Source organism: Terrisporobacter hibernicus (genome assembly GCF_020809405.1).
Taxonomy (GTDB): Bacteria; Bacillota; Clostridia; order Peptostreptococcales; family Peptostreptococcaceae; genus Terrisporobacter; species Terrisporobacter petrolearius.
In genome coordinates this window covers 1,856,318-1,871,905 of the sequence record NZ_CP081135.1, presented here as the reverse complement: position 1 = coordinate 1,871,905, position 15,588 = coordinate 1,856,318, and the positions used below count along the sequence as shown (strand labels likewise).

General features: G+C 35.0%; 11 protein-coding genes, 1 tRNA gene, 3 rRNA genes and 1 other RNA gene. 15 read left to right on the top strand and 1 reads right to left on the bottom strand.

Translation table 11 applies throughout. The annotated features are described in order from the left end of the window. Nucleotides 1–13 precede the first annotated feature (13 nt). The 14 genes from malQ (at nt 14) to JW646_RS09215 (ending at nt 13,849) form a co-directional block, all read left to right on the top strand. Complete coding sequence (gene malQ / locus JW646_RS09280) at nt 14–1,495, top strand: 4-alpha-glucanotransferase (protein ID WP_148558578.1); 1,482 nt, start codon at nt 14–16, stop codon at nt 1,493–1,495. 65 nt (nt 1,496–1,560) lie between these two features. Beyond that, nucleotides 1,561–2,595, top strand: coding sequence for a LacI family DNA-binding transcriptional regulator (locus JW646_RS09275; protein WP_074920439.1), 1,035 nt, complete (start codon nt 1,561–1,563; stop codon nt 2,593–2,595). Between the two features lie 38 nt (nt 2,596–2,633). After that, nucleotides 2,634–3,746, top strand: coding sequence for an ABC transporter ATP-binding protein (locus JW646_RS09270; RefSeq protein WP_148558579.1), 1,113 nt, complete (start codon nt 2,634–2,636; stop codon nt 3,744–3,746). Between the two features lie 79 nt (nt 3,747–3,825). Continuing rightward, nucleotides 3,826–4,452, top strand: a complete 627-nt coding sequence (locus tag JW646_RS09265; RefSeq protein ID WP_074920437.1) for a YesL family protein — start codon at nt 3,826–3,828, stop codon at nt 4,450–4,452. 385 nt (nt 4,453–4,837) lie between these two features. Further along, nucleotides 4,838–6,341 (top strand): 16S ribosomal RNA (locus tag JW646_RS09260). Between the two features lie 195 nt (nt 6,342–6,536). After that, nucleotides 6,537–9,433: ribosomal RNA gene (locus JW646_RS09255) — 23S ribosomal RNA — on the top strand. 73 nt (nt 9,434–9,506) lie between these two features. Then, nucleotides 9,507–9,623 (top strand): 5S ribosomal RNA (gene rrf, locus JW646_RS09250). Together the 16S, 23S and 5S rRNA genes form the textbook arrangement of a ribosomal RNA operon. Nucleotides 9,624–9,834: 211 nt before the next feature. Beyond that, nucleotides 9,835–10,290 (top strand): nucleoside deaminase, encoded by a 456-nt coding sequence (locus tag JW646_RS09245; RefSeq protein ID WP_074920455.1) that lies wholly within the window; start codon nt 9,835–9,837, stop codon nt 10,288–10,290. Continuing rightward, nucleotides 10,291–10,380, top strand: a tRNA-Ser gene (locus JW646_RS09240). Between the two features lie 25 nt (nt 10,381–10,405). Further along, nucleotides 10,406–10,671, top strand: an RNA gene (gene ffs, locus JW646_RS09235) — signal recognition particle sRNA large type. 171 nt (nt 10,672–10,842) lie between these two features. Beyond that, the gene (gene dnaX / locus JW646_RS09230; RefSeq protein WP_148558582.1) at nt 10,843–12,480 is read left to right on the top strand and encodes a DNA polymerase III subunit gamma/tau; all 1,638 of its coding nucleotides are present in this window, start codon (nt 10,843–10,845) and stop codon (nt 12,478–12,480) included. Nucleotides 12,481–12,548: 68 nt separating this feature from the next. Then, on the top strand, nt 12,549–12,887 hold the full coding sequence (locus JW646_RS09225) for a YbaB/EbfC family nucleoid-associated protein (RefSeq protein WP_074920457.1): 339 nt from the start codon (nt 12,549–12,551) through the stop codon (nt 12,885–12,887). A gap of 12 nt (nt 12,888–12,899) precedes the next feature. Further along, entirely contained in the window at nt 12,900–13,499 is a 600-nt protein-coding gene (gene recR, locus JW646_RS09220) for a recombination mediator RecR (protein ID WP_074920458.1), read from the top strand. A gap of 131 nt (nt 13,500–13,630) precedes the next feature. Continuing rightward, entirely contained in the window at nt 13,631–13,849 is a 219-nt protein-coding gene (locus tag JW646_RS09215) for a hypothetical protein (RefSeq protein ID WP_074920459.1), read from the top strand. A 43-nt stretch (nt 13,850–13,892) separates the two neighbouring features. On the opposite strand, the gene JW646_RS09210 is transcribed toward JW646_RS09215, so the two are convergent. After that, a complete protein-coding gene (locus tag JW646_RS09210) occupies nt 13,893–15,107 on the bottom strand; it encodes an MGDG synthase family glycosyltransferase (protein ID WP_074920460.1) in 1,215 nt (404 codons plus the stop codon). A 165-nt stretch (nt 15,108–15,272) separates the two neighbouring features. On the opposite strand from JW646_RS09210, the gene JW646_RS09205 reads away from it, so the two are divergent. Beyond that, nucleotides 15,273–15,503: a glutaredoxin family protein gene (locus tag JW646_RS09205; RefSeq protein ID WP_074920461.1), complete on the top strand. Its 231-nt coding sequence runs from the start codon at nt 15,273–15,275 to the stop codon at nt 15,501–15,503. The last annotated feature ends 85 nt before the right edge of the window (nt 15,504–15,588 follow it).

Here is a 15,588-nt window from a genome sequence, read left to right as displayed (position 1 = left end):
TAGGAGGGACATCATGAGAAGAAGTGGGATGTTATTACCTGTTGCAAGTTTACCATCAAAATATGGTATAGGAGCTTTCTCAAAGGAAGCTTATGATTTTATAGATATATTACACGATGCAGGTCAAAGTTTATGGCAAATTTTGCCCCTTGGACCTACTGGATATGGTGATTCTCCATATCAATCATTTTCTACTTTTGCAGGTAATCCATATTTTATAGACTTAGATGAACTAGTTAAAGAAAATTTATTGTCTAATGAAGAGTGCAATAACTATGATTGGGGAGATAATGAAGAATCTATTGACTATGAAAAGATTTATTTATCAAGATTTAAGATATTAAAGGTAGCATATAAAAGAAGTAATATAGGATTAAATAAAAAGTTTAATGCATATTGTGATAAAAATAAATGGTGGTTACATGACTATGCACTATATATGGCGATAAAAGATTGTTATAAGGGCAAGTCATGGATAGAATGGAGTGAAGATATAAGAGAAAGAAAAGAAGAATCTATATTGGTATATGAGGAAAAATTACAGGAAGAAATTGAATTCTATAAGTATTTACAATATTTATTCTTTGAACAATGGAACAGATTGAAAGATTATGCAAATAAGAAAGGAATTTCTATTATAGGTGATATTCCAATATATGTATCATTAGATAGTTCAGATACATGGGCAAGTCCTGAACTATTCCAATTAGACAAAGATTGTATGCCCGTAGCTGTTGCAGGTTGTCCACCAGATAGTTTCTGTGAAACAGGTCAGTTATGGGGCAATCCTTTATATGATTGGGAATATCATAAATTTACAGATTATGAGTGGTGGATAAAAAGAATTAAACAGTCATTTGAATTATATGACATTGTAAGAATAGACCACTTTAGAGGTTTTGACGAATACTATTCTATACCATATGGGGATTTAACGGCAGTAAATGGAATATGGAAAAAAGGACCTGGTGTAGAGTTATTTAAATATTTAAAAGAAGAATTAGGAAATGTAGACATCATAGCAGAGGATTTAGGTTTTTTAACAGAAAGCGTGCAACAACTTCTTAAAGATACAGGGTACCCTGGTATGAAAATACTACAGTTTGCCTTTGACTCAAGAGAGGATAGCGATTACCTACCTCATAATTATGATAGAAACTGTATAGTTTATACTGGAACACATGATAACAATACTATTTGTGGATGGTATAAAGAAATAAGTAAACAAGATAAAAGAATGTCTATTAATTATATGAATAATAAATATACTCGTGATAATGCGATACATTGGGATTTTATATGTTTAGCTATGAGAAGCGTAGCAGACACTTGTATAATACCAGTTCAAGATTATTTAGGCTTAGGTTCAGAAGCAAGGATAAACATACCTTCAACTCTAGGCATGAACTGGAAATGGAGAATGCAAAAAGATTGTTTCTCTAAGAAAATGATAAAGAAAATAAAGATGTTAACTAAATTATATGGAAGAATATAACTTTAGTCTCTATTATGTGATAAACTGATATAGCCAAAATACAATAATGAAAGGGTAGTGTTAATATGAAGGCAATCACAATTAAAGATATAGCTAAGAAATGTGGTGTCGGAGTAAGCACAGTTTCAAGAGCCATTAACAATCATCCGGACATAAGTGAAGAAACCAGAACTATGATAATGGAAGTTATAAAAGAAAGTAATTTTATCCCCAACAAAAGTGCCAGAAATTTAAAACTTTTAGATACTAAAACCATAGCTGTATTAATAAAGGGTATAGACAACCCGTTTTTTCAAAACATGATAAAAGTATTTGAAGAAGAGATACAAGACAGAAGATATTCCTTTATATTACATAGAGTTGATTCAAATCAAGATGAAGTTGAAGTAGCTTTAGAACTAATAAAAGAAAAAAGGCTAAAGGGAATTGTATTTTTAGGAGGAAATTTTTCTCATCAAGAAGAAAAGCTAAAAGAAATCAATATACCTTTTGTTTTAAGCACAATAGCTATAGCAGGCGATGTAAATAAAAATTTATATTCCTCAGTATGTGTAGATGATAAAAATGAAAGTGAAAAAGTAGTTAATTTTTTATGTGATAAAGGTCATACAAAAATTGCAATTTTAGCTGCAGGTAAAAGTGACCAAAGTATTAGTAAATTACGTATACAAGGCTATCGCAATGCCTTAATTAAAAGAAATATACCTATAAATGAAAATTTAATTAGACATATTAATGATAATGAAAATATTCAAATCATGGAAAATGGATATAAACTTATGAAAGAGCTCTTAACATCAGGAGAAGAGTTTACAGCAGTTTATTCTATTTCTGACAGTATGGCAATTGGAGCAAGTAAAGCTATACTAGAAAATGGAAAAAGGATTCCTCAGGATTATTCTGTTGTAGGATTTGATGGATTAGACATTACATATTATTATAATCCTTCTATTACTACTATACGTCAACCTGTGGAAGAGATGGCAAGGGAAACTACTAAAATCTTATTTGATTTAATTAATAAGAAGACAAAAAATCAACATCGAGTTTTCCAAGGGAAATTAATTGAGAGAGAGTCAACTTCAGAATTAAATAGATAATTTTAGTACCATTAAGTATATATGAGGGGGATTGAAAAATGGCAAGCTTATCATTACAAAATATAAGTAAAATATATCCAAATGGTTTTGAAGCTGTAAAAGATTTTAATTTAGAAATAGAAGACAAAGACTTTATAATATTTGTAGGTCCATCTGGTTGTGGTAAATCTACAACGTTAAGAATGATAGCAGGATTAGAAGATATAAGCAAAGGAACTTTAAAAATAGATGACAGAGTAGTAAATGATGTGGAAGCTAAAGATAGAGATATAGCTATGGTATTCCAAAGTTATGCTTTGTACCCACATTTAAGTGTATATGATAATATGGCCTTTGGACTAAAATTAAAGAAAGTCTCAAAAGAAATAATAGATGAAAAAGTAAAATATGCTGCTAAAATACTAGATCTTGAAAAATTATTAGATCGAAAACCTAAAGCATTATCAGGTGGACAAAGACAAAGGGTTGCCATGGGAAGAGCAATAGTTCGTGAACCAAAAGTGTTCTTAATGGATGAACCTTTATCAAATCTTGATGCTAAACTAAGGGTTCAAATGCGTACAGAAATATCTAAGTTACATGAAAGATTAGGAGCAACTATGATATATGTAACTCATGACCAAACAGAAGCTATGACTCTTGGTACTAAAATTGTAGTAATGAAAGATGGTATAGTTCAACAAGTTGATACACCACAAAACTTATACAATTTACCTGAGAATAAATTTGTTGCTGGATTTATAGGTTCGCCACAAATGAACTTTTTAGATGCAACAGTTTGCAAAAATGGAAATGATGTTGCATTAAAAATAGGAAAATATGAATTAATACTGCCAAAAACTAAAGGTAAATCCCTAGTTGATGGTGGGTATATAAATAAAGTAGTATGTATGGGAATACGTCCAGAAAATGTACATGATTTAACTGAATTAAATGAAGAAAGTACAGGAAGAGAAATTGAAACGACTATAAATGTATATGAATTACTAGGATCAGAAGTGTACTTATACTTTAACATAGAACAATCAGCCATGACTGCAAGAGTAAAAGCAACAACTCAAGCAAGAGTAGGGGATAAAGTAAAGTTTAAATTTGATATGGAAAAAGTTCATATATTTGACAATGAAACTGGGGAAGTAATAACAAATTAATAAAAATATAAATAAACTGCTATAGTCATGAATATGGCAGTTTTATTTTATATATTTTAAATTAAGAGGAAGGGTTTTTATGAATAATTTATTTAGTTATGATAACAAGTTCTTTGAAATTTTAGGAAAGATAACAGATATAGTTATACTTAACTTGCTATGTATAATTTCATGTTTGCCCATTGTAACTATAGGAGCATCAATTACAGCTGCATATTATGTTGCAATGAAAATGATAAAAGATGAAGAAACATATATAGTAAAAGAATTTATTGGAAGTTTTAAAGAAAACTTTAAAACTAGCACAATCGTATGGTGTATTATGTTGATAATAGGATTGACATTGCTGTTTGATGTTTATATGGCTACACTAGTTTCACATGAATCAATAAGTAAAGTATTACAGTTTATATTTACTATGATAGGTATAATATATACTTTTACGTTAACATATGTATTTCCTATAATATCTAAGTTTGAAAACACTATAAAAAATATTATGATAAATTCTGCCCTTATATCTATTCAGAACTTGCCTTATACAGTAATAATAGTAACTTTAAACTTAAGCCCATTTTTGCTAATTAATTTGTTTAGTAGTTATTGGGGGCAGATAATATTCTTGTATATAGTAATTGGTTTTGGAATAATAATTTGTATAAATTCTATAATTTTTGAGAATATATTTAATAAGCTTATTAAATAATAAAACTAACTATGAAGAATAAAGGATATTTTTCATGGTTAATTATTTTCAAAAATTGTGTATTATCAGTGCTTGCGTTGATTTTAATAAATAAAAATGAAATAATTAAAAAAACTTTTGTAAAAAGTATTGACTCTTAATTAATAGGATGATATAGTATTACTTGTCCTTGAGACAGGGACAAAACGTCAACGAAAAACTTCTTATAAAAAGTAGTTGACAAAGAAAAACAGCTTTGGTAAAATAAAGAAGCTGAAACAAGCAAAGAACTTTGAAAATTAAACAGTAGGTTAACAATAAATTAATTCTTTAAGAATTAAACTGAAACAACAAACAAACCAAGCCAGATATTCAGATAATGATTAGTCTGAGCAATGGACAACTTTTTTATGAGAGTTTGATCCTGGCTCAGGATGAACGCTGGCGGCGTGCCTAACACATGCAAGTCGAGCGATTTACTTCGGTAAAGAGCGGCGGACGGGTGAGTAACGCGTGGGTAACCTGCCTCATACACATGGATAACATACCGAAAGGTATGCTAATACAGGATAATATAAGAGATTCACATGGATTTTTTATCAAAGCTCCGGCGGTATGAGATGGACCCGCGTCTGATTAGCTAGTTGGTAAGGTAATGGCTTACCAAGGCGACGATCAGTAGCCGACCTGAGAGGGTGATCGGCCACATTGGAACTGAGACACGGTCCAAACTCCTACGGGAGGCAGCAGTGGGGAATATTGCACAATGGGCGAAAGCCTGATGCAGCAACGCCGCGTGAGTGATGAAGGCCTTCGGGTCGTAAAACTCTGTCCTCAAGGAAGATAATGACGGTACTTGAGGAGGAAGCCCCGGCTAACTACGTGCCAGCAGCCGCGGTAATACGTAGGGGGCTAGCGTTATCCGGATTTACTGGGCGTAAAGGGTGCGTAGGTGGTTTTTTAAGTCAGGAGTGAAAGGCTACGGCTCAACCGTAGTAAGCTCTTGAAACTGGAAAACTTGAGTGCAGGAGAGGAAAGTGGAATTCCTAGTGTAGCGGTGAAATGCGTAGATATTAGGAGGAACACCAGTAGCGAAGGCGGCTTTCTGGACTGTAACTGACACTGAGGCACGAAAGCGTGGGGAGCAAACAGGATTAGATACCCTGGTAGTCCACGCCGTAAACGATGAGTACTAGGTGTCGGGGGTTACCCCCCTCGGTGCCGCAGCTAACGCATTAAGTACTCCGCCTGGGGAGTACGCTCGCAAGAGTGAAACTCAAAGGAATTGACGGGGACCCGCACAAGTAGCGGAGCATGTGGTTTAATTCGAAGCAACGCGAAGAACCTTACCTAAGCTTGACATCCTTTTGACCGATGCCTAATCGCATTTTTCCCTTCGGGGACAGAAGTGACAGGTGGTGCATGGTTGTCGTCAGCTCGTGTCGTGAGATGTTGGGTTAAGTCCCGCAACGAGCGCAACCCTTGCCTTTAGTTGCCAGCATTAAGTTGGGCACTCTAGAGGGACTGCCAGGGATAACCTGGAGGAAGGTGGGGATGACGTCAAATCATCATGCCCCTTATGCTTAGGGCTACACACGTGCTACAATGGGTGGTACAGAGGGCAGCCAAGTCGTGAGGCCGAGCTAATCCCTTAAAGCCATTCTCAGTTCGGATTGTAGGCTGAAACTCGCCTACATGAAGCTGGAGTTACTAGTAATCGCAGATCAGAATGCTGCGGTGAATGCGTTCCCGGGTCTTGTACACACCGCCCGTCACACCACGGAAGTTGGGGCGCCCGAAGCCACTTAGCTAACCCTTTTGGGAAGCGAGTGTCGAAGGTGAAATCAATAACTGGGGTGAAGTCGTAACAAGGTAGCCGTATCGGAAGGTGCGGCTGGATCACCTCCTTTCTAGGGAGAATTAACCTACTGTTTAATTTTGAGGGTTCTTTGAACACTCAATTTGTACTTACTTGTTAAGTACCTAGTACTTTGAAAACTGCATAACATTTAGTGATATGACATTATATAAAGAAGAAGATAAACTTCTTAAAAAAATATATCATATAAAGAAGATAACTTTTAAAAATATCAACTTTGATAACTGGTCAAGTTATTAAGGGTGTAGGGCGAATGCCTTGGCACTAGGAGCCGATGAAGGACGCGATAAGCTGCGATAAGCTTGGGGGAGTTGCACGTAAACTGTGATCCCAAGATTTCCGAATGAGGAAACTCACTTAGAGTAATGTCTAAGTATCGTATAGTGAATACATAGCTATATGAGGGGAACCCGGGGAACTGAAACATCTAAGTACCCGGAGGAAGAGAAAGAAATTCGATTCCGTAAGTAGCGGCGAGCGAACGCGGAACAGGCCAAACCAGTGAAGTTTTCTTCACTGGGGTTGCGGACATATCATAACGAAGAGGCTATTGTAGACGAAGAGAGTTGGAAAGCTCCGCTATAAAGTGTAAAAGCCACGTAGTCAAAACAAGAAGACTTCAGATATGATCCAGAGTACCACGGGACACGTGAAACCCTGTGGGAAGCAGGAGGGACCATCCTCCAAGCCTAAATACTACCTAGTGACCGATAGCGTATAGTACCGTGAGGGAAAGGTGAAAAGAACCCCGGGAGGGAGTGAAATAGAACCTGAAACCCTACACTTACAAGCTGTAGGAGCACATTATTTGTGTGACTGCGTACTTTTTGTAGAACGGGCCAACGAGTTACGTTACCTAGCAAGGTTAAGCACTTAAGGTGTGGAGCCGCAGCGAAAGCGAGTCTTAACTGGGCGTATAGTTAGTTGACGTAGACCCGAAACCGGGCGACCTATCCATGGGCAGGTTGAAGCGAAAGTAAAATTTCGTGGAGGACCGAACCCACGAGCGTTGAAAAGCTCGGGGATGACCTGTGGATAGCGGTGAAATTCCAATCGAGCCCGGAGATAGCTGGTTCTCTCCGAAATAGCTTTAGGGCTAGCCTCAAGATTTAGAGAAACGGGGTAGAGCACTGAATGTCCTAGGGGTATTGCACTTACCGAAGACTATCAAACTCCGAATACCGTATTCTTATGCTTGGGAGTCAGACTGTGGGTGATAAGATTCATAGTCAAAAGGGCAACAGCCCAGATCGTCAGCTAAGGTCCCTAAATGTACGTTAAGTGGTAAAGGATGTGGGATTGCACAGACAACCAGGATGTTGGCTTAGAAGCAGCCACTCATTTAAAGAGTGCGTAATAGCTCACTGGTCGAGTGATCCTGCGCCGAAAATTTCCGGGGCTAAAACGTACTACCGAAGCTACGGCATCATTTATGATGGGTAGGAGAGCTTTCTATACGGATTGAAGCATTACCGTAAGGAGATGTGGACTGTATAGAAGTGAGAATGTTGGCATGAGTAGCGAGATGTGGGTGAGAATCCCACAGGCCGTAAACCCAAGGTTTCCAGGGGAAGGTTCGTCCGCCCTGGGTTAGTCAGGACCTAAGCCGAGGCCGAAAGGCGTAGGTGATGGACAACAGGTTGATATTCCTGTACCACCAATAACCGTTTGAGAAATGGGATGACACAGTAGGATAAGCTAACCGCACTGTTGGTTATGTGCGGGCAAGTATTGAGGCAGTTCAGGTAGGCAAATCCGCCTGAATAATGCTGGGGTACGATGCGGAGCGAAATTTAGTAGCGAAGTAGCTGATTTCACACTGTCGAGAAAAGTCTCTATCGAGGTTAAAGGTGCCTGTACCGCAAACCGACACAGGTGGGTGAGGAGAGTATCCTAAGGCCAGCCAGAGAACTGTTGTTAAGGAACTCGGCAAAATGACCCCGTAACTTAGGGAGAAGGGGTGCCATGGAAACATGGCCGCAGAGAATAGGCCCAAGCGACTGTTTACCAAAAACATAGGTTTCTGCTAAGTCGCAAGACGATGTATAGGAGCTGACGCCTGCCCGGTGCTGGAAGGTTAAGGGGATCTGTTAGGGTAACCGAAGCAGTGAACTTAAGCCCCAGTAAACGGCGGCCGTAACTATAACGGTCCTAAGGTAGCGAAATTCCTTGTCGGGTAAGTTCCGACCCGCACGAAAGGCGTAACGATTTGGGCACTGTCTCAACAACAGACTGGGTGAAATTGTAATACCGGTGAAGATGCCGGTTACCTGCGACAGGACGGAAAGACCCCATGGAGCTTTACTGTAGCTTGACATTGAGTCTCGGTGCTACATGTACAGGATAGGTGGGAGGCTATGAAGCATGGACGTCAGTCTGTGTGGAGCCATCCTTGGGATACCACCCTTGTAGTACTGGGATTCTAACCAGCTGCCTTGAATCAGGTAGTGGGACACTGTCAGGTGGACAGTTTGACTGGGGCGGTCGCCTCCTAAAGAGTAACGGAGGCGCTCAAAGGTTCTCTCAGTACGGTCGGAAATCGTACGTAGAGTGTAAAGGCAGAAGAGAGCTTGATTGCAAGACATACAGGTCGAGCAAGGACGAAAGTCGGACTTAGTGATCCGGTGGTACCGCATGGAAGGGCCATCGCTCAACGGATAAAAGCTACCCTGGGGATAACAGGCTGATCTCCCCCAAGAGTCCACATCGACGGGGAGGTTTGGCACCTCGATGTCGGCTCATCACATCCTGGGGCTGTAGTAGGTCCCAAGGGTTGGGCTGTTCGCCCATTAAAGTGGTACGCGAGCTGGGTTCAGAACGTCGTGAGACAGTTCGGTCCCTATCCGTCGCAGGCGTAGGAAATTTGAGGAGACCTGTCCTTAGTACGAGAGGACCGGGATGGACGTACCGCTGGTGTACCAGTTGTTCTGCCAAGGGCATAGCTGGGTAGCTAAGTACGGAAAGGATAAGCGCTGAAAGCATCTAAGCGCGAAGCCTACTTCGAGATAAGATTTCCCACCGCAAGGTTAAGACCCCATGAAGACTACATGGTTGATAGGTCAGAGGTGGAAGTGTGGTAACATATGTAGCTTACTGATACTAATAGGTCGAGGACTTGACCAAAAAAATAATGGAAACATTAAATGTTAGCAGTTTTGAAAGTACTAACAAAAGTTAATACTTTATATGAAGATTATGTGGTTATTATAGCAAAGAGGATACACCTGTTCCCATTCCGAACACAGAAGTTAAGCTCTTGAGCGGCGATGGTACTTGGGGGGCGACCCCCTGGGAGAGTAGCACGTAGCCACGTAATCTTTTTTTACTAATTTATATATTAGTGAAAGGATACAAAAAGATAGACTTGTAAGTCTGTCTATTTTTAATATATAAACAAAAAGAAATGTTTCACGAGAAACGAATCACTAAAATATGTGAAATGGTAAAAAATTCAATTAAATAAATGAGTTGAATTATAATAAAACTTATGATAATATTAATGTGTTATATGTTTAGGAGGTATCATGGAGAAATCGTTATACATGGAAGAAGCCTTAAAAGAGGCATATAAGGCATATAATAAGGGTGAAACTCCAATAGGAGCAGTTATAGTTAAGAATGATAAGATTATAGCTAGAGCACATAACCGTACAGAAGAATTAAAAGATAGTACAGCTCATGCTGAAATGCTGGCTATAAAACAAGCTTCTGAAGTGTTAGGTGGATGGAGACTTATAAATTGTGACTTGTATGTTACGATGGAACCGTGTATAATGTGTAGTGGAGCAATAATTAATTCTAGAATAAAGAATATAATTATTGGAGCTAAACATATAAAGAATTTAAAAATGGAAAAACAACACGAGTTTAAAATGGATTATTATAAAGATAATAATATTGAAGTAACCTTTGGTATACTAAAAGACGAGTGTTCGCATATTTTGCAAGAATTTTTCAAGACTCTTAGAAACAAACATTAAGGAGAGATGGTCGAGGGGTCGAAGGCGCTCGCCTGGAAAGTGAGTATGCGGTAAAACGTATCGTGGGTTCAAATCCCACTCTCTCCGCCAACAAATAAATATGGTTGTAATTTTGCTGTACTAGATGGGGAGGTAGCGGTGCCCTGTAACCTGCAATCCGCTATAGCAGGATTGAATTCCATCTAGAGGTTTTTATTTTGTAGAGCTGCCCAGAATAAGTGGTGTTGATGCTTAGGTCCTGTGCAATGTAAGCTCATGAACCCCGTCAGATCCGGAAGGAAGCAGCGGTAAGTGATTCCTTGCATGTGACATAGGAGTGCCTAGGTTGAGCTAACTGTTTTGGTAACGTCTGTGAAGTATCAATCAATAGATGGTGTACAGCATTTATATATAAATATAATAATCCCTTTAACAGGGATTTTTTTGTACATAAAAATAATTAACAAATATTTTTATTTATTATAAAATATATGATATAAATGTATTTGGATTGGAAAAAATTATAGATAGATTTCTTTATAAAGTAAAAATAGTTTTGAAGGAGATGTAAATATGCATAAAGCGTTGTATAGAGTATATAGGCCCAAAACATTTGAGGATGTAGTTGGACAAGAACATATAGTAAAAACTTTAAAAAATCAGATAAGAAATAGTAATATAGGTCATGCATATTTATTTTCTGGAACTAGAGGTACTGGTAAAACATCTACAGCTAAAATATTTGCTAGAGCAGTTAATTGTTTGAACTCTAATGATGAAGAACCTTGTAATGAGTGTGAAATATGTGTAGATACATTAAATGATAATATCATGGATATAGTAGAAATAGATGCGGCATCAAATAATAGTGTAGATGATATAAGAGAATTAAGGGAAAGTGTAAAATATACTCCTTCAAAAGCAAAATATAAAGTTTATATTATAGATGAGGTTCACATGTTATCTCAAGGAGCCTTTAATGCCTTATTAAAAACTTTAGAAGAACCACCATCATATGTGATTTTTATATTGGCTACAACGGAGCCACATAAAATACCAGCAACTATACTATCAAGATGTCAAAGATTTGATTTTAAAAGAGTGTCATCAAAAGATATTGCAAATAGAATGGCTTATATATGTGAAAAAGAAAATATTCAAGCAGAGGAAAAAGCGCTAAGTTTAATAGCGAGAAATTCACAAGGTGCTCTAAGAGATGCTTTAAGTATACTTGATCAATGTATGTCATTTGGAAATGAAATAATAGAATATAATGATGTGATAGAATTATTAGGTACTGTTAATATTGACGAGTTATTTGAATTATCTCAAGCTATTATAGATGAAAATACTAAAAAAACACTTCAAATCTTAAATGAATTTATTATTTGGGGAAAAGATATAAGAAATTTGATTAATGATTTAATAGATCAATTTAGAAATTTAATGGTTTGCAAAGTATCTAAAGATCTTGATGAAATTATATCATTGCCAGAAGAAAACATAGAAAAATTAAAGGAACAAGCTAAAACTATTAATATAAATGATTTGATAAGAATATTAAATATATTATCGGAGACACAAGATTCAATGAAATCATCTTCGAATACAAGAATATTAGCCGAAGTTACTATGATGAAAATAGCACAACCTATGTTTGATGAAAGTAAGGAAGCATTGATTAAAAGAATTGAAAATTTAGAGCAAACAGTAGAAAGTGGAAATATAAAAGTAGTAGCAGTTCAAAACGAATCTAAATCAAGTTTAAATAATATAAATGAAAAACTTAATAATCAAGAAGAAGAACAAGATATAATATACGAAGAAGTAAAGAGCGAAGATGTAAAATTAGTAGAAGCATCATGGAAAAAAATAATTGGAAAAATAAAAGATGATAAAAAACCAAGTATATATGCTCTTCTAAAAGAGGTTAGCAGTTTCTATGTAAAAGAAAATGCTTTATTTATAATATTTAATGATAATTTTTCTTTTGCTAGATCTAGGCTTAGCTCAGAAGAAACTATAAAATATGTGGAACAAGTTATAAGAGAAGTACTGAATAGAAGTTTTCATCTTAAAATATACCTAAAATCTGAAATTGCTAGTATGAACTTAGAAGAAACTAACAGTAAAAGTGATGAAGGAGAAGAAATACTTAAAGGAATAGTGAATGAAAATATATTAGAAGTAAAAGACAGTATTGAAAAATAATATAATAAATGATAAAAATTATATTGTGATATAAAATAAATTAGAAGTTTAAGGAGGAAGTATATAAGATGGCTAAAAAAGGATTTGGTGGAATGCCAGGAAACATGAATAACATATTAAAGCAAGCTCAAAAAATGCAAGAAAACATGCAAAAAATGCAAGAAGAGTTAGAAGCAAAGGAAGTTGAGGCTTCAGTTGGTGGGGGAGCTGTTACTGTTAAAGTTAATGGTAAAAAGGAAGTTGTAGATATAGCTATAAAACCAGAAGTAGCAGACCCAGACGATATAGAAATGTTACAAGATTTAGTATTAAGTGCAGTTAATGAAGCATTAAGAAAAGTTGATGACATGCAACAAAATCAAATGAGTAAGGTTACTGGAGGAATGAATATTCCAGGATTATTCTAGTAGGTGATAAGTATGCAAATTTATACAGAGCCTATTAATAGGCTTATAGAGGAGTTTTCTAAACTACCAGGAGTAGGAAGAAAAACAGCACAAAGATTAGCTTTTCATGTTATAAATATGAATAACAATGATGTAGAATCTTTGTCAAAAGCTATATTAGATGCAAAAAGGCAAATAAAATATTGTTCAGTTTGTTGTAATATATCAGATCAAGAAATTTGTAGCATGTGCTCTAATAAAAATAGAGATGCTGGTGTCATATGTGTAGTAGAAGATCCTAGAGATGTTGCTGCTATGGAGAGAACTAAGGAGTTCAAAGGTCAATATCATGTACTTCATGGAGTAATATCTCCTATGGATGGTATAGGACCAGACATGATAAGAATTAGAGAATTAATTACTAGATTAGCAAATCAAGATGTAAAAGAACTAATAATGGCCACTAACCCAACTATAGAAGGTGAAGCTACGGCTATGTACATATCAAGGCTTGTTAAACCTATGGGAATAAAGGTTACAAGAATAGCCCATGGTTTACCTGTAGGTGGAGATTTAGAATATGCAGATGAAGTAACTATCTCAAAGGCATTAGAAGGTAGGAGAGAAATATAAAAAAACCAAGGGTATACCCTTGGTTTTTATTTATATTAGAATTTAAATAGTTATTAAAATTAATTTATTGACAAATGTAATTTGTATTATATAATTATATTAATTATTAAAAAATTTTATAGGGGTGTAGTATGAAAACGACTATGAACTTAGAAGAACATAATGCAATGAAAGAAAAGAGAGAAAAAAAAATTAAGTCCAAGGATAAATCTAAAAACACTGATAAAGATTCGTTGGAAAATAAAAAGAGCAAAAAATCTCTCAATAAGAATAGCAATAGTGGAGCATTTAGAAATAACTATAAAAACTATCAATATGACTATGAAGAGGATTTTTACGAGCCGTATTAGGAAAATAAAAGCGTATGAAAATTGAAATTTTCATACGCTTATTTTAATCTCTAGATAATATATCAAAAGCCAATTTGGCAATATCTTGTGAAGCATTAAGTTTCTTTATAGCTCTTATATTTTCTTTAGTCATTTCAATTCTTTTTGGATTATCAATAAGGACTTTTAATAGTACGCTTAAAGTATATTTTTTAGAAGTTCTTAATGAAGCTCCACAGTTAGATAGGAAGTCTAAATTTTCTTCTTCCTGACCAGGAATAAAATAAGGAACAATCATAGGAACCTCTTTTAATAAAGATTCAGTAGTGGTAAGTCCTCCTGGTTTAGAAACTAATATATCTACGGATGCTAGTAAATCATTCATTTTGTCTGTAAATCCAAGTACACATATTTTTTTATTAATTTTATCTTCATCCGTAGCTAAGTTTTTTTCTAATTTTTCTTTTAGCGATTTATTTCTTCCAGTTATAACAATGATTTGAAAATCTCTATCTACAGAAATTAATTCAGCTAGTGTGTCTTTTATACTGCCTGCACCAAAACTGCCACCCATTAAAAGAACTGTAAACTTATTTGGATCTAAATTAAGTTCTGATAATACAATTTCCCTATCTCTATGTGATAAAAATGATTTTTCAACAGGTATACCGTATGCTTTGATTTTATCCTTATCAATACCATCCTCAATTAATAGCTCTTTTACATATTCATGACCTGCAATATAATAACTAATCTCATTTTGTATATATGCAGAATGAGTTGTGTAATCAGTTAATACAGTTACAAGAGGCGGAATATCTAAATTTCTATAATATTTATGTATATTTTCAGTAAAAGTACTTGATTCTGAAGTAGCATAATATTGAGAATGTTTTTTTAAAGTACTAAGTGCTATCATAGGAAAAGGATGGGTACCTATAATTAAATCTGGTTTTTTATTTTCTACTAACTTTTTCAATTTTCTGGATATTAAAGAAGTTAGTGGGTTATCTTTGAATTCATTTTTAGACACTAGACTACTTTCGGTTAATTTATAAACACCACCCCAAGCTTTAGGTGTATATTTAGCCGATTTTTCATAGCCTCTAGAAATTAGCTTATCCATAGTTCCGTTAACTATTTTTAAACTATCTATGATTTCACAATCAATAGTGATGCCGTTAATTGATTTGTTAGTTAATTCTTCTTTTATGGCTCTCGCGGCTCTATTGTGGCCACCGCCAGTGGAAGCTGACATTATTAAAACTTTCTTCTGCATGAAAAAATCCTCCTATAAATTTTAGAGTTGTATTGCATTGTAAAAAAAAATTATGTAATATAAAAAGTAACTTATTATAATAGTTAAATAAATAATAAAGTTAATAATAATCTAATACAATATTGACAAAAAAACAAGGTAATAAACATTTTAAGGAGATAGTAAATGAAAAAAATAGAGATTTATACTAGTGATACATGTATACAATGTAAAAAAGCAAAAGAGTATTTACAAAACAACAATATAGAATTTGTAGAGTACAATATATCTTCTAATGAAGAATTTAGACGTGAATTAATAAAAAAAGGATATTTATCTGTTCCGATTATAGTAGTAGATAACCAGGATATATTAGGGTTTGATGTCAATAGAATTAAGCAATTAACAGGAATTTAAATATATATAACAGGCAAATTAAAAAATAAAAGTATAAAAAAGTAAAAAGAGTAAACACTAAAGGTAGTAAAAAAGTGAAAAAAGT

Coding starts and splice junctions, on each gene's coding strand:
- malQ (WP_148558578.1), top strand. CDS start 14: ATGAGAAGAAGTGGGATGTTATTACCTGTTGCAAGTTTACCATCAAAA.
- JW646_RS09275 (WP_074920439.1), top strand. CDS start 1,561: ATGAAGGCAATCACAATTAAAGATATAGCTAAGAAATGTGGTGTCGGA.
- JW646_RS09270 (WP_148558579.1), top strand. CDS start 2,634: ATGGCAAGCTTATCATTACAAAATATAAGTAAAATATATCCAAATGGT.
- JW646_RS09265 (WP_074920437.1), top strand. CDS start 3,826: ATGAATAATTTATTTAGTTATGATAACAAGTTCTTTGAAATTTTAGGA.
- JW646_RS09245 (WP_074920455.1), top strand. CDS start 9,835: ATGGAGAAATCGTTATACATGGAAGAAGCCTTAAAAGAGGCATATAAG.
- dnaX (WP_148558582.1), top strand. CDS start 10,843: ATGCATAAAGCGTTGTATAGAGTATATAGGCCCAAAACATTTGAGGAT.
- JW646_RS09225 (WP_074920457.1), top strand. CDS start 12,549: ATGGCTAAAAAAGGATTTGGTGGAATGCCAGGAAACATGAATAACATA.
- recR (WP_074920458.1), top strand. CDS start 12,900: ATGCAAATTTATACAGAGCCTATTAATAGGCTTATAGAGGAGTTTTCT.
- JW646_RS09215 (WP_074920459.1), top strand. CDS start 13,631: ATGAAAACGACTATGAACTTAGAAGAACATAATGCAATGAAAGAAAAG.
- JW646_RS09210 (WP_074920460.1), bottom strand. CDS start 15,107: ATGCAGAAGAAAGTTTTAATAATGTCAGCTTCCACTGGCGGTGGCCAC.
- JW646_RS09205 (WP_074920461.1), top strand. CDS start 15,273: ATGAAAAAAATAGAGATTTATACTAGTGATACATGTATACAATGTAAA.